This window comes from Amycolatopsis sp. NPDC059235 (assembly GCF_042754125.1).
GTDB lineage: Bacteria > Actinomycetota > Actinomycetes > Mycobacteriales > Pseudonocardiaceae > Amycolatopsis > Amycolatopsis albidoflava.
This window is the reverse complement of sequence record NZ_JBHZAG010000076.1, coordinates 1-16,849: the sequence shown is the minus strand read 5'-3', so window position 1 is coordinate 16,849 and position 16,849 is coordinate 1. Positions and strand designations below refer to the sequence as shown.

Here is a 16,849-nt window from a genome sequence, read left to right as displayed (position 1 = left end):
TTCACTCGAACGGAGTAGAAAAATCTCCCGAAGCCCCGACGGAACGCGCTAATGTCTCTCCCCGTGCGGCTCGTCCTGTTCGACCTCGACACCACGCTCGTCGATCGCGCGGAGGGCTTCCGCCGCTGGGTGTGGGAGTTCTGCGCGGAACATCGGCTCGCCGAAGCGGACGCCGAATGGCTCGTCGCCGCCGACGACCGCGGGCGCGCCGACCGGGCGACGTTCTTCAAGAGCCTCCGCGAACGCTTCGACCTGCAAGAAGCCGACCTCGAAGACACCTACCGAGAACGCCATCCCGCGCTCGTCCCGGTCGCGCCCGGAGTGCTGACCGGATTGCCCCGGCTGCGCGCCGCGGGCTGGCGGATCGGCGTCCTCGGCGAGGGCGAAGCGCAGCTGTCCACCCTGCTGTGCACCGGAATCGCCGGGCTCGTGGACGGCTGGGCGCTCGCCGGGCCGGCCGGACTGTCCACATCGGACCCGAAGCTGTTCGCGCTCGCCGCCGAACGCTGCGAAACGACGCTGGACGACGCCTGGCTGGTCGGCGCGGACGTCGAAGCCGGGCGATCCGCGGGCCTGCGCACCGTGCGAGTCGGCCAAGGCCAGGACGCCGCGGCCGCGATCGCGCTGCTGCTCCGGAGCTAGCTCTCCACGTCGATCTGCCAGGTGCCGTTGCGCTGCGACATTGTGTAGTGGTGCGACTCGGTCGTCGTGCCGCCGCTGGTGCGGTGATAGGTGATCTTCGCGCTGAGCGTGTTGTCGCCGGTGACCTGGACGTCGTTCGCGGTCACCGAGCTGAACTGGCTCCACCACGACTTGTACCGGTCGAAGGTCTGATTCTTCCTGGCACGGAACCCGTCGCTGAGCATCGCCCAGCCGCTCTCCAGATTGCTCGGCAGGTACGAGAAGTAAGTACGCAGCGCGGAAGCCATCGCGTCCGGCGAGTTCGCGGCTGAACTGGACGACGGAGGAGCGCTCGACGAAGGCGGAGTTGACGGCTGAGTCGACGGCGAAGGCTGCGACACCGACGATGACGCCGGAGCGATGGAAGGCGCGGAAGTCCCAGAAGCAGGCGGCGGGTTCGCCGACGGATTCTCCTCCCCGTGGTTACGGGTGAGGACGACGGTGACGATCACGGCGATCACGACGAGCAGCGCGCCCGCCCCGGCGAAGATCATCCCGCGGCGTCTTCGGTCCGAACCTGCGGGCGGCGCGGCAGCAGCACCCGCGGCCGGCACCGCGACCGTGGTGGGCACGACCGGCGGTTTGGCTTCGGGCAGCGTCGGCGGTTCCGGAACCGTCGCGACCGGAGTGACGCCGCCGTCGAGCTTGCGCAGCTCCGCGACGACCTCGGTCATCGACGGCCGGTCCTCCGGCTTGAGCTCCAGCAGCTTCAGCAGCAGCGGCTCCAGCTTCCCGGCCTGTTTCGGCGGGTTGATCGAACCGCTGGAAACCCGGTACAGCAAGGCGATCGCGTTGTCCGCGGTGCCGAACGGCGGATCGCCCTCCACCGCCATGTACAGCGTCGCGCCGAGAGCGAACACGTCGGAGGCGAACGTCGCGTCCTCGCCGCGGGCGACCTCCGGCGCGAGGAACGCGGGCGTGCCGGAGATTTCGCCGGTCGCGGTGAGCGTGACGTCGCCGACCGCGCGGGAAATGCCGAAGTCGGTCACCTTGACCGTGCTGCCGTCGTCGCCGAGCAGGACGTTGCCCGGTTTGACGTCGCGGTGCACGATGCCCGCCCGGTGCGCGGCGGCGAGCACGCCCGCCAGCTGCACCGCGAACGGAATCGCCTCGTCGACGGTCAGCGGGCCGTCCTCGCGCAGTTTCACCGCGAGGCTGCGCGAGGGCAGGTACTCCATGATCAGCCACGGCCGGTCCTCGTGCTCGACCACGTTGAACACCGAGATGGCGTTCGGATGCTGCAGCCGGGCGGCGATGCGGGCCTCGCGCATGGCGCGGTTGCGGGCTTCCTCGACCTTGTCCTCGCCCTGGTTCACGGGCATGAGGAGTTCCTTGACGGCGACGACGCGGCCGAGGATCTTGTCCTCCCCGCGCCAGACCATCCCCATCGCGCCGCTGCCGATCAGTTCGACGAGCTCGTAGCGACCGGCGACCTGCCGGCTCTCCTCGGTCAACGGAAAACCCTTCGGTGCGACATCATCCACGGACGGCGATCACCCAGTTTTCCACGGACGGCCGGAGCCGGATCCGCGACCCACCCGCGCCCGGCCGGGGTTGCTCCGGGTGGCCGAGTCACGACAGGGTGAGCACATGACCACGACGGCGCCGTCTTTCCGGAGCGTGTTCCGGATGGGCGAATTCCGTGCGCTCTGGCTCGCGCACGTGCTGTCGGTGGCAGGTGACCAATTAGCACGAGTCGCGCTGACTGTGTTGGTATTCAACCGAACGGCGTCCGCGGGCTGGGCCGCCGGGACGTACGCGCTCACCTATTTGCCGGACCTCCTCGGCGGCGCGCTCGGCGGGCTCGCCGACCGGTTCCCGCGCCGGACCGTGCTCGTGGTCGCGGATGTCGTGCGCGCACTGCTGGTCGCGTTGATGGCGATTCCCGGCATGCCCTGGCCGATCGCCGCGGGACTGCTCGTGGTCGTGCAACTCGCGGCCGGGCCGTTTCAGGCCGCGCGGCAAGCTGTCCTGCCGGACATGCTGGGCGAGGAGAAACTGGCGACCGGACAAGCGATTCTCTCCTCGACGTACCAGGCCGCGCTGGTGATCGGCTTCGGCGCGGGCGCGGCGGTGGTCGCGTGGCTCGGGGTTTCGGGCGCGTTGTGGGCGGACGCGGTGACGTTCGCGGTGTCGGCGGCCGCGCTGCGCTGGGGTTTGCGGCTGTACCCGGTTTCGAAGGTGGCCGAGCACGTGCCGCAGTGGGCCTCGCTGAAGGCGGGCTGCCGGCTGGTCGCGCGGGACCGGAAACTGCGGTCGCTGCTGGCGATCGCGTGCTGCTGCGGGTTCTACGTGGTGCCGGAGGGGCTGGCGGTGCCGGTGGCCGCGCAACTCGGCGGCACCGGCGTGCTCGGCTGGCTGCTGGTGGCGAACCCGGTCGGGACGCTGCTCGGGGCGCTGCTGATCAGCCGGTTGCCGCGGGCGCGGCAGGTGCGGTGGCTGGGTCCGCTCGCGGTGGCGAGCAGTCTCGTGTTGCTGCCGACCGGCTGGACGCCCGCGTTGCCGGTGGTCGTGGTGGTCTGGACGGTGTCCGGGATGTTTTCCGCGCACGACTTGATCACCCAGGTGCAGTACAGCCTCGCCGCGCCGCCGGAACAGCGCGGCCAGGTGATCGGGGTCGCGATCGCCGCGTTGCGCGCGGCACAGGGCCTGACGATCGCGGCCGCGGGCGCGTTGGCGCTGGCCTTCGCGCCGACGACGGTGGTCGCGATCGCGGCTGTGGCCGGGGCGGGGTGCGCCGGCCTGGCCGGGATCGCGTGGGCGCGGGCGGTGCGAGCGGACCGCGCGGTGCGGCCCCGCCGAACTCCCCTCGACGGGGCCACCCCACCTCCCGCGCCGTAATCCGCGGGACGGGTGTGCCGCGGGACTGGTTCGGATCACGTCCAGTTGTTGTCACGCACGCCCTCTCACCTCCTCGTGGGGCGGGCTGGGGGCGGTTCAGCGGGTCCAGTTGTTGTCGCGCATGGCGGCGGTTCCTTTCGCTGGTCGGCGGGCAGTGATTGGCGGGGCTCAGCGAGTCCAGTTGTTGTCGCGCATCGCGGCAGCTCCCTTCGCGGCTCGACGGGCGGGCTGGGGGCGGTTCAGCGGGTCCAGTTGTTGTCGCGCATGGCGGCGGTTCCTTTCGCTGGTCGGCGGACGGTGATCGGCGAGGCTCAGCGAGCCCAGTTGTTGTCACGCATCGCGGCAGCTCCCTTCGCGGCTCGACGGGCGGTGGTGGCGGAGGTTCAGCGAGTCCAGTTGTTGTCACGCATGGCGGCAGTTCCCTTCGCTGGTCGGCGGACGGTGATCGGCGAGGCTCAGCGAGCCCAGTTGTTGTCACGCACGGCAGCGGCTCCTTTCGCAGTTCGGCGGTCGGTGGTCAACGAGGCTCAGCGGGACCAGTTGTTGTCGCGCACGGCGGCAAGTTCCTTTCGCGAGGTCGGCGGTCAGTAATCGGCGGGAATTCAGCGGGTCCAGTTGTTGTCGCGCATCGCGGCGGCTCCCTTCTCGAATCGACGGTCGGTAATCGAGCGGATTCAGCGAGTCCAGTTGTTGTCACGCACAGCGATCTCCTTCCTCGTCGTCAATCGGCGAACAGCGGGCTTCAGCGGTTCCAGTTGTTGTCGCGCATCGCGGCGGCTCCTTCCCGGATCAGCGGTCAGCGATCAAGCAGGTTCAGCGAGTCCAGTTGTTGTCGCGCATGGCAGTCGCTCACCTCCTTCTCCAGCACTTCGTCCAGCGGTTTCAGTCGTTTCACCGGTTCCAGTTGTTGTCGCGCACCGCACACCTCCTTTCCGATCACCCGTCGCGATCACCCGGCCGTCCTCAGCGGGTCCAGTTGTTGTCGCGCATCCCGCCGCCTCCTTTCCGGTTTCCTTCCGCGTCCCGGATTCCCGCGTTCCGTCCCGTTCACCAGTTGTTGTCCCGCACTGTGGGCACCTCCTCTCCTCCGCGAGGGCCGAAAGTCTCGACCTCGAGTCGAGACCACGAGGGCGACTTGCGTCACCGCGGTGTCGTCCAGTTGTTGTCGCGCACGGTCGTCACCTCCGTTTCAGAGTCGCGCCTTCGGCGGTTTTCGCACGTCATCGCCGGTAGGGCGGTCACCGAAAGTGGCCATGGGGGTCCAAACGGGACTCTCGTGGATCCCCTGGTCCGGCCCGGATTCGGAGCAGCTGGCCACTACCCACAGTGGCCACCTCCCCTCGCCGGCCGGCCAGCGCTGGGCTGTCCGGGCGAAATCGCCCCGGTGCTTCCCAGAGTCCGGACGACAGGCAGCACACAACGCGCCTCGTCGTTTACCGTAGAAGCCAATCGGGTGAGGTGAAGAGTGCGCGGACGAGTTGCCGGGTGGTTCACAGGCTGGCGCCTATGGCGGTTGCCCTCGCACGTCCGCATGTATGTGCTGCTGGTGAACGTCGTGGCAGTGGGCACCACCCTCGCCACCGCGTGGCTCGCCCCGGTGCACCAGATCGATCTAGTCCGCTTCGGCGTCCTCGCGGTGTGCGCGGCGCTGGCGATCGAGGCGACCCGGCACATCGAGCGACAGCGCGAGTACAGCCGTGCGCCCACAGTTGCGTACGTCGACACCAAGGCCGTCTGGAGCATCGCCGCTGTGGTGGCGCTGCCGGCGATCCTCGCGTCGGCGATGGTCGTGCTCACCTACGCCGTCGCCTGGTGGCGGGTCTGGCCGCACGAACGGCCGGTCCTGCCGCACCGCTGGATTTTCTCCTGCGCGACTGTCCTGTGCGGGACGCAGGCCGCGGTCGCCGTGCTCGCGCTCGGCATGCACGAATACCCGGGAGTGCTCGCGGGCGGCTTCGGTCCGGGCCTGCTCGACCTGGTCGTCTTCGTGCTGGCCGCCGGGCTGCGCTGGGCGATCAACACCGCGCTCGTCATGGTCGCGATCGCGCTGTCGAGCCCGCCGCGGTCTTTCGCGGACCTGTTCTCCGGCTTCGGCGACCAGCTGCTCGAAGCGGGCGCGATCGGGCTCGGCCTGGTCACCGCGGCGCTCCTGCTGCTGGCCAACCCGCTGCTCCTGGCGGGCGTCGTGATCGCGCTCGTGGCGCTGCACCGCGGGCTGCTGCTCACCCAGTTCCAGCGCGACGCGCGCACCGACGTCACCACCGGGCTTGCCACCAAACGCTGGTGGCGCACGGTCACCGAGCGCTATCTCGAACGCGCGCGGGCGAACCAGGACAGCGTCGGCGTGCTGCTGCTCGACCTCGACCACTTCAAGGCGATCAACGACACCTACGGCCACCCCACCGGCGACCTGGTGCTGCGCGAGATCGCGCTGTCGCTGCGCGACGAGGTCCGCGAGCAGGACGTGTGCGGCCGCTGGGGCGGCGAGGAGTTCGCGATCGCGCTGCCGGACATCCCGAGCGCCGAGCACCTCGGCCACATCGCCGACCGCATCCGGCGGCGGGTTCCGCAGGTGGTCGTCGCGCTGCCGGACCAGGATTCGGTGATCAGCGACCTGACCGTCTCGATCGGCTGCGCGCTGTACCCGGCCGAGCATCTAGCCAGCGTCGACGACGTGCTGGTGGCCGCCGACGCCGCGCTGTACCGGGCCAAGCAGGCGGGGCGGAACCGGGTGGAGCTGGCGAGCGCTTGACCGCCTGCTCAGGCCACCGCTAGAACTCGTCACATGGACTGGACTCTCGAGGTCGTCGTCGTTCCCGTCACCGATATCGACCGGGCGAAAGCGTTCTACGCCGACCGGGTCGGCTTCCGCCTCGACCACGACATCAGCCCCGCGCCGGGGCAGCGCCTGGTGCAGCTGACGCCGCCGGGCTCGGGCTGTTCGATCGTCCTGGGCAAGGGCATGGTGCCGGACATGCCGCCGGGGTCGATCAAGGGTCTGCAGCTGGTCGTCGCCGACGTCCGGAAAGCCCGCGAGGAACTGGTGGAACGCGGCGTCGAGGTCGGCGAACTCCAGGTCTACGGCCCAGACCCGGGCACCGGCGCGCTCGAAGACCTGGACAATATCGGGTTCGTCCACTTCGCCGACCCCGACGGCAACACCTGGTCCGTGCAGCAGATCTCCGCCCGCGCCAAGGGTTAACCCGCGACGGCCGCGGCCAGTTCGGTCTGCAGCGTCCGGGCCGCCGGGGTTACCGCCTGACCGCGTGGCAGCACGAAATCGACGCGGCGTTCGATCGTCGCGTCGGTCAGGGCCGCGAGCCCAGACACCGGACTCGCGGCCAGAACGCACGGCCCGCTACGAGGCCGAGGACGGTGGGTCGGGATGGTGTTCAAGACCGGTTTTTCGCACTCGGCCGAATCCGCGGTGCCTGCCTCCCGGGCCGGGGTACTTTCGGTGGTCTTGTCGTGGCCTGCCTCGGGATGGAGCCTTCGTCTGTCGAAACGGCCTAGTCCACCAACGCACCACAACTGACATTCACCGTGGCAGCGGTCATCGACCGAGCCCGATCGGACGCGACAAACGCCGCTACCGCACCAACATCGGCCAACGTCGCGGTGCGGCCGAGCATGGTCGGTTCGGCGAGCTCCGCGGTGAGTTCCTCGGCGCCGGGGAAATCCGCCGGGATCGTTTCAGGGATGCCACCGGTCCGGAGCGTCACCGTGCGCACGCCGTGTCGGCCCAGTTCAGCGGCGAGTTGTCGGCGCATCGCTTCCAGAGCGGCGAATCCGACCTGCAGGCCGCCGACCGCGTGGTTGCGGACCGGATCGCCGTCGCCGCCGAAGAGGAGGACTACGCCGCTGCCTTGACGTTTCATGTGACGGCCAGCCGCGCGCATGGTGAGAAAAGTGGTGCGGACGCCGTTGACTACCGGTTGTTCGTAGTCGGCCAGCGACATCTCGACCATGGGAGTCCCCTGGATGTCGCCGTGGCTGATCACGTTCACCGAGATGTCGAGGCTGCCCGCGGCTTCGACTACCGCGTCGGCGTGGGCGTCGACGGATTTCTCGTCGAGCGCGTCGACTACAGCGACGTCGGCAGTGCCGCCAGCAGTGCGGATGTCGTCGGCTACGAGGTCCAGCTTTTCGCGGGTGCGTCCGGCCAGGAAGACGCGCGCGCCTTCCTCGGCGAACGCCCGAGCGAACGCACCACCGATTCCACCGCCAGCGCCGTACACAACCGCGTTTTTGCCTTCCAGCAGCATCTTCAAGGCTCCCTTCTAGTGGCTGTCACTAGTGCGTCGGGCGGGGAGCCGAAGAATCGACATCGTTCTTCAAGGACGTTGTGCCCCCATCGGGTTGGGGATCGGGACGCCGCCGCGATCGATGATCCGTCGGCTCAGCGGGGTGGCCAGCTCGAGTACTCGGTCGACCCCTTCCGGGCCCAGCGCTTCGAGCGGGGCGGCGGCCAGGCGATCGGTGGTTTCTTCGATGGTGCGGCGGACTTCCACGCCCGCCGGGGTCAGGCCGTCCGCGTCAATCAAGCCGCGATCGACCAGGTTTTCTGTTGCGGCGGACCATTCTTCGTCGGTCCAGCCCCGGGCGCGTTGGACTTGCTCGCGGGTGGTGGCTCCGGTGGCGATGTGGGTGAGGGTCGTTTCCAGGCCGGTGAGGCCGGAGGCGACCGCGGCCAGGACGTGGCCGTCGCCTCGATGTTCACGCAGCACGGCGGTCGCCAGCCACAACCGGGCCAGCGGCCGATCCGGGCGCGGCACAGCAGACCAAGCCGCGGCGAGCGGCCGGGCATCGAATTGGCAAGCGGCGACTGCCTTTTCCAGCAACGTGACCAGCTCGTCCACCGCCTCCGACCCGAGCAATCGCGTCAACGCCGCTTCGACCGCTTCCACCCGCGTACGCACGACGTCTGAAGGAGAGGCGAACGTCCACGCGTCAGGAAGCGCTCGCGCGACCATCCCTGGTGCGAACCCGAAAAACATCGACGTGACCGGTTCCGGACCGATCGGGCCGAGTGGCGCCGCCCGGCCCGCGAAGTAGCCCATCCACCATCCGCGCAGGCCGACGTGCTTCGCCGCCGCGGCGGGTTCCGGGGCGAAGTAGACGACTGCGTGGAGGGGTTCTGTTGCGGTCCATAGGTTTCGGGCCGGGTTCGGCTTCATGCGGGCAACTCTAAGCCCCGGGTACGACACAAAAACGCGAAAAAAGCCCGCCGCCCCGAAAGAGGGACGGCGGGCCGAAAAACAGGTGAGCGTCAGGCGAGCTCGAGGCCGTAGGACTGCAGTTCCAGAGTCAGCGGGTAGAAGTAGCTGGTCTGGGTGTCGCCGCCGGAGAGGGTGCCGAGGCCCTTGTCCCCGTCGTACGCCGGGCCGCCCGAGTCGCCGTGGTCGGTGTGGGCGGTGGTGCCGAATTCGTGGTTCAGGACGCCGACGTCGAAGTTCACCGACTCGTCGACCGAGGTGACCTGGCCGCTGCCGCCGCCGGTGGTCTGGCCCATCTTCTCGATCTGCTCGCCGACGGTCGGGGTGCCGGCGCTGGAGATCTTCTGGCCGGTGTTGATCGCGCCGTCGCCGGTGCCGTTCGGGCGGGTCAGCAGGCCGGAGTCGGCTCCGGGGCAGTCGCTCTGGACGACCTGGGCGCCGGAGACGTCGCCGCCGGACCAGGTGCCGCCCTCGTTGGTGCAGTGGCCCGCGGTCAGCATGTACGGCTGGCCGCCCTTGGTCACGTTGAAGCCGAGCGAGCAGGTGAACTGCCCGTTGTTGATCGAGTCGCCGTCCGCGATGTAGGTGGACAGCTTGCCCGAGCGCTGCTCGACGCGCGCCGCGTCGCCCAGCTTCGCGGCAGCCGCGGCGACCTTGTCCTTCGTGGCCTGCGACGCCGAGTCGTAGATCTTCACCACGACCTGGTTGGTCTTGGTGTCGATGCCCCACGACGTCTGCGGCACGTTCTTCACGGTGTCCATCTGGTTCTTCGCGCCGGTGAGGGCGGTGAAGCTGTGCTTGACGAGCTTGGTCGCGAAGCCGGCTGCCTTCGCCTTCTCCTGCGTCGCGGCGTCGGTGACGTTCAGCACCGCTTTGCCGCGTTCGAGGTAGATGCCGCCGTTTCCGGCGCCGAGCGTGTCGGCGACCTGCGTCGCCTGGGTGATCGCCTGTGCCTGCATCTGGGCGAACGCCATCGGGCTTGCCGAGGCGGCGTTCACGCACATGCCCGCGGTCAGGGCCGCGGCCGACAGTGCGGTGAATCCCGCGACGAGTGTCTTCCGGGAAGTCATGGATCTTCCTCCAGGTGGGCTGAAACCGACCGGTGGGACGCCCCACACTTTTGTTGCCCGGCAACCAACGCGAAACCGACGAAGGTTGGTTAATAACCAAAAAATGCGGACTAATCGGGCGCTGCTGCGCCGTTCGGACCACCTGGAATACCCCGAACGGCGCCGCTGACCTGCGTCAGTGCTGTCCGGGCCACCGGACGTGCTCGGCGTAGCCCTCGTTCTTGCGCAGGTACCCGGCGATGAACGGGCACACCGGAACGATCACGCCGCCGCGCGCCACGACGTCGTCCAGCGCGGCCTTCGCCAGCACCTTGCCGAGACCGCGACCGCCGAACTCGTCGCCGATCTCGGTGTGGGTGAACACGGTTTCGGTGTCCTTCGGGGTGAATTCGGCGAAGCCGGCGAGCTTGCCGTCCGCATACACTTCGTAGCGGTTTTCGCTGTCGTTGCGGGATACCCGGGGTTCTTCTTCGCTCATTCCCGCATCCTCACACACCGCCGGAATCCTCGCGCCGCGCTCAGCCCGTGCTCTCCCGCGCGAGCAGTTTGTGCGGCGCGACGAATTCCTCGGCCGGAAGCCCCGGATTCTCGATGCGGGCGGCGAGACGCGACACCGCGGTCCGCGCGATGAACGGGGCGTCCAGCGAAACGGTGCTCAATGAGGGTCGCGAGTAGCGGCCTTCCTCGATGTCGTCGATGCCGATGATCGCCACGTCCTCCGGGACGCGCAGCCCGGCGTCGAACACCGCACGGATCGCGCCCATCGCGAGCAGGTCGGAGTAGCAGAAAATGGCGTCTGGACGCGGAGATTCGCGAAGCAGCGACGCGGTGGCCGCGTAGCCGTCCGCCCGGCCGTAATGGGCGGCCGTGGCCTGCAGCGCGTTCACCGGCTCCAGGCCGTGCTCGTCGAGCGCCTTGCGGAATCCCTCGGTGCGCTGCAACGGCGTCGCGTACATCTCCTTCGGCTGCGCGCCGATCGCCGCGACGCGAGTACGGCCGCGGTCGAGCAGGTGCGTTGTCGCGTCGTGGGCCGCGACGACGTTGTCGATCGCCACGTGGTCGAAACGATGGTCGAAGACGTGCTCGCCGAGCAGGATCAGCGGCGACGAGCGCGCCGGGTCCACGTCGCGCAGTTCGTCGCCGGTCGCGAGCGGCGCGAACAGCATGCCGTCGAACAGATTGCGCCTGCCCCCGCCGCGCAGCAGCTGGCGTTCCCGCTCGTGGTCGTGCCCGGTCTGGTCGATCATCACCTGGAAGCCGAGGCTCGCCGCGGCGTCGATGACCTCGCGGGCGAGCTGGCTGAAGTACGGCACGTCGATCTCCGGCACCACCAGCGAGAGCAGCCCGGTCTTGCCGGTGCGCAGCGTGCGGGCGACCGGGTTCGGGATATAGCCGAGTTCCTCGATGGCCCGCAGCACGCGCTGGCGCATCTTCTCGCTGACGTGCTCGTACCCGCTGACGACGTTCGACACCGTGCGCACCGAAACCTGCGCCCGATCCGCCACGTCCCGCAACGTCGCCGCCATGGAGCCCCCTTCGCCGGAAGTCATCCTACCTTTTGCAACGTGTGCAAGCATGTCGTACAGTTTGCCTACGTTGGCAAATCCACGGCGAGCCCTTCTCCGCACGCCGAGTTGCCGCCGTCCCGCACAAAGGAGTGCCATGAACCCCACTCTCCGACGGAGCGGACGGACAGCCCGCCTCCTCCCCCGCCGCGGCATCGCCGTCGCCGCCGCGGCGCTGCTCGTCACCGGGCTGAGCGCCTGCGGCCCGGACATCAGCTCCGACGCCCCGGCCACGGGCAACGCCGTGCTGCAGGCCTCGTCCGACGAGGTGCCCAAGGGCGAGATCACCGTCTGGGACCGCTCCGGCGACCTGTACAAGGTCTTCGACTCGGCGATCAAGAAGTTCACCGCGAAGTACCCCGGCGTCACGGTCAAGCACGAGGCCGTCGACATCGACTCGAAGCTGCAGAACACACTGATCACCGGCACCGACGTGCCCGACGGCGTCTTCCTCGACGACGCCAAGGTCGGCGGCTACGTCAGCCACCTGTGGAATCTCAAGGACGTGCTCGCGCCCTACACCAAGGACATCGCCAAGCAGAAGGTCGACGTCAACACCGTCGGCGGCGGTATTTACGGGGTGCCCTTCGACCTCGACCCCGGGCTGCTGTTCTACAACGCGAAGGCGCTGAGCGCGGCCGGGATCGACCCGAACGGCATCAAGACCTACGACGATTTGCTCGCCGCGGCGAAGAAGTACCAGCAGTTCAAGCCCGGCGCGAAGCCGATCCACCTGGAGCAGAACGCCTTCAACAGCCAGCTCCAGCTCGAGATGTTCGCCAGCCAGCTGGGCACCGGCCTCGCCGGTCCGGACGGCAAGCTGCGGCTGAATTCCCCGCAGTACCACCAGATCCTGACCTGGCTGGACACCGTGCGCAAAGAAGGGCTCGGCACCCGCGCCGAGTACCTCAAGCCCAGCGACGTCAGCGCGCTGGACTCGGCCGACGAGGTCTTCTACCCGTGGGCGATCTGGTTCGACTTCGCCCCGCAGCAGCAGCTGACCGCGACCAAGGGCGACTGGCGGGCGATGCCGTTGCCGGCGTGGACCGCGGGCGGCGCGCGCAGCGGCGCGATGGGCGGCTCGTCGTTCGTCATCCCGAAGGACGCCAAGAATCCCAAGCTGTCCTGGCTGTTCTACCGCTTCCTGATGTTCGACCAGGCGGGCTACACCGCCGTGTACGGTCCCAACGCGGTCTATCCGGGTGGTCTGAACACCTCGGTCCCGGCTTACCAGCCCGCCGCCGATCCGGCGAAACCGCTGTTCCGGCCGATCGACGCGATGGGCGGCCAGGACGTCTGGAAGACCGCCGTCGAAGCGGGCCGGGAAATCCCCGGCGGGGCCCCGATCCCGGCCTGGTGGTCCGGCGCGGTCGACTACCTCGGCACCGACCTGCAGAAGATGCTGGACGGCGCGCTCACCCCGCAGCAGGTGATCGACAAGGCGGGCAAGGACATCCAGACCAACCTGATCGACCGCAAATGACCACTCGTTCCGTCTCCCTCGCGACGAAGGTGTACCGGGAGCCGGCCGTCGAGCCGCGCACCCGGGCACCGCGTCGGCGGCGGCGCACTCTTCCGTTGCGCCGCCTGCTCGCGCCGTACGTGTTCGTGCTGCCGTTTGTGTTGTTGTTCTTGGCTTTCAGCGTCTACCCGTTGTTCTTCACGCTGCGCCTGAGTTTCACCGACTGGCACGGATCCGGTGCCGCGCACTGGATCGGCATCGACAACTACCGTTATCTGCTGACCAGCAGCGGATTCTGGTCGTCGCTCGGCAACTCTGGCGTGCTGTGGCTGCTGATCGTCCCGGCACAGCTGGTGCTGGCGGTGCTCGTGGCCGTGCTGCTCAACGCGATCAAGCGGCTGCGCGGGTTCTACCGGGTGGCGTTCGTCGTGCCGTTCGTGACGCCGCTGGTCGCGGTCGCGCAGATCTGGATCGTGCTGTTCGACCAGGACAACGGCGCGGTGAACGCGATGCTCGGCGCGGTCGGCCTTCCCCCGGTCGGCTGGCTCGTCACCAGCGGATGGGCCAAACCGACACTCGCGTTGCTGTTTCTCTGGAAGACCACCGGATTCGTGGTGCTGATCGTCCTTTCCGGACTCCAGCAGATCGACCGCGGCCTGTACGAGGCGGCTTCGCTCGACGGGGCGGGCCGGATCCGGCAGCTGTGGACGATCACCGTTCCGCTGCTGCGCCGTTCGCTGATGTTCAGCCTCGTTCTGCAGACGCTGGCGGTGTTCCAGATGTTCGCCGAGCCGTACGTGGTGACGAAAGGCGGGCCGTACACCTCGACCACGACGGCCGGGCTCTACCTCTACAACCACATCACGCGCGCGGATCTCGGCACCGGGGCGGCGAACTCGTTCCTGCTGGTGATCGTCGTGATGGCGGTGTCGCTGCTTTTCGTCCGGCTGCTCCGAGCGGAGGACTGACATGACCACTCTCGGCGTCCGCCAGCGAAAGCCCCGGCCGCTGCTCGGCTCGCACGCGTTCCTGCTCGTGCTGACCGTCGCCCTGCTCGCACCGGTGGTGTGGGCGATCCTGTCGTCGTTCAAACCGGCGGGCGAGATCATCCGGAACCCGCTCGGGTTCGACCCGGCGACCTTCACCCTCGCCAATTTCCGCGGGATGTTCCAGGACGTCCCGATCGGCAGCGGGTTCCTCAACACCGGGATCGTGCTCGTGGCGAAGGGCGCGATCACGATGTTCTGCGCGCCGCTGGCGGCCTACGCGTTCGCGAAATACCGGTTCGCCGGCCGCAACCTGATCTTCGGCGCCGTGCTGCTCACCCTGATGCTGCCGACGATCGTGCTCGTCATCCCGCTGCTGCTGGAGATGAAGGAACTCGGCTGGGTCAACACCTACCAGGCGCTGATCCTGCCCGGTTCGGTCGACGCGTTCGCGATCTTCTGGATGCGCCAGGTGATCGCGGCGGTGCCGGACGAGCTGCTCGACGCCGCCCGCGTCGACGGCTGCGGCGAGTTCGGCATCTTCTGGCGCGTGGTGGTCCCGGCGATCCGGCCCGGCCTCGCCGGGCTCGGCGTGCTGACGATCATGAACATCTACAACGATTTCGTCTGGCCGGTCGTCGCGGCCAGCTCCAGCCGGATGGCCACCCTCCAGGTGGTCCTCTCGACGCTGGCCCAGAACATCTCGGGCAACCGGGTGGGCGCCGATTACGCGACCATCACCGGCGAACTGCTCGCCGCCGCGTCGATCGCGCTCGTCCCGCTGCTGATCCTGTTCATCGTGCTGCAGAAGCACTTCATCAACGGCATCCTCGCCGGAAGCGTAAAGGGCTGACACACATGACGATTGCCGAGAACGCCGCCGACCCGACCGCCGCGGAGGCGGTCCCGCGGCCGGGGTACCCGCGTCCCGACCGGGACCGGTCCGCGAGATGGATGAGCCTCAACGGCCGCTGGCGATTCGCCGCGGCCGACGGTGCGCCCGAGTCGATCACCGTCCCGTTCGCTTGGGAGACTATGGCTTCCGGCGTACATCGCACCTGGCTGGAACGTGCGGTTTACACACGGACGATCACGATTCCGCCGGAGTGGACCGGACGCCGGGTGGCGCTGTGCTTCGGCGCGGTGCATCACCGGGCGGTCGTCTCGATCGACGGGAAGCCCATCGGTTCGCACGTCGGCGGGCACAGTTCGTTCGAGTTCGACGTCACCGACGTGCTGGAGCTCGGCCGATCCGCCGAACTGACCGTCGAGGTCGAGGCACCTGCGGACAAACGCGAAATCCCACACGGCAAACAGCGTTCGATCCCGCGAGACGACTACGACGGCGTCTCGTTCACGCCGACGTCCGGAATCTGGCAAAGTGTCTGGCTTGAGGCACGCGGACGCACCTACGCCGCCGAGGTTTCCGTACGCGGAGATTCGTTGACCGGCTTCGACATCGCGGGCGAACTCGCCGGGGACGCTCCGGACAGCGCCGCCGTGGTCGCGCTCCTGGAAGGCCGCGAGACCGTCCTTCCGGTGCGGGACGGGCAGTTCTCCGGTCGGCTGGAAATTCCGTCGCCGCAGTTGTGGAGCCCGGAATCGCCGCATCTGTACACCATCTCGCTGACCGTGGGAGAAGGCGACTACGCCGACCAGTTGACCGTGACCGGCGGGCTTCGCCGGATTGAAACACGCAGCGAAGCGTTGTATCTCAACGGGGAACGGCTGTACGTGCGCGGCGTGCTCGACCAGGGCTACTGGCCCGTGTCCGGGTTCACCGCACCGGACGACGAAGCATTGGTCCGCGACCTCGAATTGGCGCGAGAACTTGGTTTTTCGCTGGTACGCAAGCACTTGAAGTTCGAGGAGCCACGGTGGCTCGACCATGCCGACCGGACCGGGATGCTGATCTGGACTGAACCCCCTGCGCCGAGCCGGTTCAGCCCGGCCGCCGCCGCGGCGTTCGAGGCGCAACTGCCGGACCTGGTCCGGCGCGACGGAAACCATCCGTCGATCGTGATCTGGGGACTGTACAACGAAGAATGGGGCCTGGACTGGGACATCCCCGGCAGCCCGGAGCGCGCTGCCGCGGCCGTACGCGCCTACGACCTCATGCGCTCGCTCGACGACACCCGGCCGATCGTGGAGAACTCCGGCTGGGCGCACGTGAAGACCGATCTGATCGACTGGCATTACTACGACGAGAATCCGCGCAACTGGGCGGAAAACCTCGCCGCGCTCGCGTCCGGGGAGCGGGAATCGTTCGAGGTCAAGCTCCGGCCGGATTTCCTGGTTGACAAATCGTTCTACGGTTCCGCTGACTTCCCGCGCTCGGGTGTGCCGGTGCTGAACAGCGAGTACGGCGCCGGGTTCACCAGCCTGGAGCGGGCGTGGCACGTACGCTGGCAGACCCAGGAAATCCGCAGGCACGACCGGTTTTCCGGCTATATCTACACCGAACTGACCGACGTGGAACACGAAATGGCGGGCCTGCTGGACGCGCACCGCCGGCCGAAGGACTGGGGCGGGCTCAACCCGGCCGACGCCTTCGCGGCGACCACCCTGGTCGTTGACCTCGTGCCCGCGCACGCGGGTGCCGACCTGCCGGTCCCGACGGAATCGTTGACCCTCGATGTGCACATCTCGCACACCGGCCGGGAGCCGATCGCGGGAACTCTGCACGCTGGTTGGGGCGCTTCAGGTTCGCGCAATCTGCCTCTCGCGGTGACTTCCCTTGCCGCGCAGGCGAAACCTTTCCGGATCAGCGACGCGTTCCCGCTGACCGTCCCGGCACCGGATGGTCCGGCGCGACTGCACCTGTGGCTGGAAACGGACGGCAAGGTGACCGCGCGGACCTTTGTGGACGCAGCGGTGGTGGAGGAATTGAACCGGCGCGGCGCGCGTAGCTGACAACGGGGACGGGGGGGGCGCGGGGGGGGCGGGCCGCGGGCGGGCGGGGCGTGTTGGGGGTTTGGGGGGGGGCCCGGCCGAACCCCGCCCCCCCCGGGGGGGGGCGGGGCCGGAA

The 16,849-nt window shown here is 68.5% G+C and carries 16 protein-coding genes; 8 read left to right on the top strand and 8 right to left on the bottom strand.

The features are described 5' to 3' along the window. Nucleotides 1-51 precede the first annotated feature (51 nt). Nucleotides 52-642 (top strand): HAD family hydrolase, encoded by a 591-nt coding sequence (locus tag ACFXI3_RS35615; protein ID WP_378405599.1) that lies wholly within the window; start codon nucleotides 52-54, stop codon nucleotides 640-642. Here ACFXI3_RS35615 and ACFXI3_RS35610 read toward each other — a convergent pair. After that, nucleotides 639-2,135, bottom strand: coding sequence for a serine/threonine-protein kinase (locus ACFXI3_RS35610; RefSeq protein ID WP_378405597.1), 1,497 nt, complete (start codon nucleotides 2,133-2,135; stop codon nucleotides 639-641). The two genes, ACFXI3_RS35615 and ACFXI3_RS35610, sit on opposite strands and share 4 nt — an antisense overlap. Nucleotides 2,136-2,271: 136 nt before the next feature. Here ACFXI3_RS35610 and ACFXI3_RS35605 point away from each other — a divergent pair, with 136 nt between their 5' ends. Beyond that, a complete protein-coding gene (locus ACFXI3_RS35605; protein WP_378405595.1) occupies nucleotides 2,272-3,522 on the top strand; it encodes an MFS transporter in 1,251 nt (416 codons plus the stop codon). A 796-nt stretch (nucleotides 3,523-4,318) separates the two neighbouring features. Here the strand turns inward: ACFXI3_RS35605 and ACFXI3_RS35600 are convergent. Continuing rightward, nucleotides 4,319-4,462 carry a hypothetical protein gene (locus ACFXI3_RS35600; protein ID WP_378405593.1) on the bottom strand — a complete coding sequence of 48 codons (144 nt, stop codon included), beginning with the start codon at nucleotides 4,460-4,462 and terminating at the stop codon, nucleotides 4,319-4,321. 525 nt (nucleotides 4,463-4,987) lie between these two features. Here ACFXI3_RS35600 and ACFXI3_RS35595 point away from each other — a divergent pair. Both ACFXI3_RS35595 and ACFXI3_RS35590 read left to right on the top strand, forming a co-directional pair. Then, nucleotides 4,988-6,274, top strand: coding sequence for a GGDEF domain-containing protein (locus ACFXI3_RS35595; protein ID WP_344269108.1), 1,287 nt, complete (start codon nucleotides 4,988-4,990; stop codon nucleotides 6,272-6,274). Nucleotides 6,275-6,307: 33 nt separating this feature from the next. Continuing rightward, complete coding sequence (locus ACFXI3_RS35590; protein ID WP_378405591.1) at nucleotides 6,308-6,724, top strand: VOC family protein; 417 nt, start codon at nucleotides 6,308-6,310, stop codon at nucleotides 6,722-6,724. Here ACFXI3_RS35590 and ACFXI3_RS35585 read toward each other — a convergent pair. From ACFXI3_RS35585 to ACFXI3_RS35560, 6 genes are all read right to left on the bottom strand, one after another. Next, complete coding sequence (locus tag ACFXI3_RS35585) at nucleotides 6,721-6,852, bottom strand: hypothetical protein (protein ID WP_378405589.1); 132 nt, start codon at nucleotides 6,850-6,852, stop codon at nucleotides 6,721-6,723. The two genes, ACFXI3_RS35590 and ACFXI3_RS35585, sit on opposite strands and share 4 nt — an antisense overlap. Nucleotides 6,853-7,031: 179 nt before the next feature. Continuing rightward, a complete protein-coding gene (locus tag ACFXI3_RS35580; protein ID WP_378405587.1) occupies nucleotides 7,032-7,787 on the bottom strand; it encodes an SDR family NAD(P)-dependent oxidoreductase in 756 nt (251 codons plus the stop codon). 69 nt (nucleotides 7,788-7,856) lie between these two features. After that, nucleotides 7,857-8,699 carry a hypothetical protein gene (locus tag ACFXI3_RS35575; RefSeq protein ID WP_378405585.1) on the bottom strand — a complete coding sequence of 281 codons (843 nt, stop codon included), beginning with the start codon at nucleotides 8,697-8,699 and terminating at the stop codon, nucleotides 7,857-7,859. Between the two features lie 92 nt (nucleotides 8,700-8,791). After that, a complete protein-coding gene (locus ACFXI3_RS35570; protein ID WP_344269093.1) occupies nucleotides 8,792-9,808 on the bottom strand; it encodes a S1 family peptidase in 1,017 nt (338 codons plus the stop codon). 175 nt (nucleotides 9,809-9,983) lie between these two features. Then, entirely contained in the window at nucleotides 9,984-10,286 is a 303-nt protein-coding gene (locus ACFXI3_RS35565) for a GNAT family N-acetyltransferase (RefSeq protein WP_101435558.1), read from the bottom strand. A 40-nt stretch (nucleotides 10,287-10,326) separates the two neighbouring features. Beyond that, nucleotides 10,327-11,334 (bottom strand): LacI family DNA-binding transcriptional regulator, encoded by a 1,008-nt coding sequence (locus ACFXI3_RS35560; RefSeq protein ID WP_378405583.1) that lies wholly within the window; start codon nucleotides 11,332-11,334, stop codon nucleotides 10,327-10,329. Nucleotides 11,335-11,470: 136 nt separating this feature from the next. On the opposite strand from ACFXI3_RS35560, the gene ACFXI3_RS35555 reads away from it, so the two are divergent. From ACFXI3_RS35555 to ACFXI3_RS35540, 4 genes are read left to right on the top strand one after another with little or no spacing between them, the layout of a single operon-like run. Beyond that, a complete protein-coding gene (locus tag ACFXI3_RS35555) occupies nucleotides 11,471-12,856 on the top strand; it encodes an ABC transporter substrate-binding protein (RefSeq protein WP_378405581.1) in 1,386 nt (461 codons plus the stop codon). Continuing rightward, nucleotides 12,853-13,803, top strand: coding sequence for a carbohydrate ABC transporter permease (locus tag ACFXI3_RS35550; protein ID WP_378405579.1), 951 nt, complete (start codon nucleotides 12,853-12,855; stop codon nucleotides 13,801-13,803). The genes ACFXI3_RS35555 and ACFXI3_RS35550 overlap by 4 nt, the downstream gene beginning before the upstream one ends. A 1-nt stretch (nucleotide 13,804) precedes the next feature. After that, nucleotides 13,805-14,674 carry a carbohydrate ABC transporter permease gene (locus ACFXI3_RS35545; protein WP_378405577.1) on the top strand — a complete coding sequence of 290 codons (870 nt, stop codon included), beginning with the start codon at nucleotides 13,805-13,807 and terminating at the stop codon, nucleotides 14,672-14,674. 5 nt (nucleotides 14,675-14,679) lie between these two features. Then, nucleotides 14,680-16,734, top strand: a complete 2,055-nt coding sequence (locus ACFXI3_RS35540; RefSeq protein WP_378405575.1) for a glycoside hydrolase family 2 protein — start codon at nucleotides 14,680-14,682, stop codon at nucleotides 16,732-16,734. The last annotated feature ends 115 nt before the right edge of the window (nucleotides 16,735-16,849 follow it).

What these genes read in the sequence shown, in the direction of transcription:
- ACFXI3_RS35615 (WP_378405599.1), top strand. Translation starts at nt 52, where the DNA reads ATGTCTCTCCCCGTGCGGCTCGTCCTGTTCGACCTCGACACCACGCTC.
- ACFXI3_RS35605 (WP_378405595.1), top strand. Translation starts at nt 2,272, where the DNA reads ATGACCACGACGGCGCCGTCTTTCCGGAGCGTGTTCCGGATGGGCGAA.
- ACFXI3_RS35590 (WP_378405591.1), top strand. Translation starts at nt 6,308, where the DNA reads ATGGACTGGACTCTCGAGGTCGTCGTCGTTCCCGTCACCGATATCGAC.
- ACFXI3_RS35580 (WP_378405587.1), bottom strand. Translation starts at nt 7,787, where the DNA reads ATGCTGCTGGAAGGCAAAAACGCGGTTGTGTACGGCGCTGGCGGTGGA.
- ACFXI3_RS35575 (WP_378405585.1), bottom strand. Translation starts at nt 8,699, where the DNA reads ATGAAGCCGAACCCGGCCCGAAACCTATGGACCGCAACAGAACCCCTC.
- ACFXI3_RS35570 (WP_344269093.1), bottom strand. Translation starts at nt 9,808, where the DNA reads ATGACTTCCCGGAAGACACTCGTCGCGGGATTCACCGCACTGTCGGCC.
- ACFXI3_RS35565 (WP_101435558.1), bottom strand. Translation starts at nt 10,286, where the DNA reads ATGAGCGAAGAAGAACCCCGGGTATCCCGCAACGACAGCGAAAACCGC.
- ACFXI3_RS35560 (WP_378405583.1), bottom strand. Translation starts at nt 11,334, where the DNA reads ATGGCGGCGACGTTGCGGGACGTGGCGGATCGGGCGCAGGTTTCGGTG.
- ACFXI3_RS35555 (WP_378405581.1), top strand. Translation starts at nt 11,471, where the DNA reads ATGAACCCCACTCTCCGACGGAGCGGACGGACAGCCCGCCTCCTCCCC.
- ACFXI3_RS35550 (WP_378405579.1), top strand. Translation starts at nt 12,853, where the DNA reads ATGACCACTCGTTCCGTCTCCCTCGCGACGAAGGTGTACCGGGAGCCG.
- ACFXI3_RS35545 (WP_378405577.1), top strand. Translation starts at nt 13,805, where the DNA reads ATGACCACTCTCGGCGTCCGCCAGCGAAAGCCCCGGCCGCTGCTCGGC.
- ACFXI3_RS35540 (WP_378405575.1), top strand. Translation starts at nt 14,680, where the DNA reads ATGACGATTGCCGAGAACGCCGCCGACCCGACCGCCGCGGAGGCGGTC.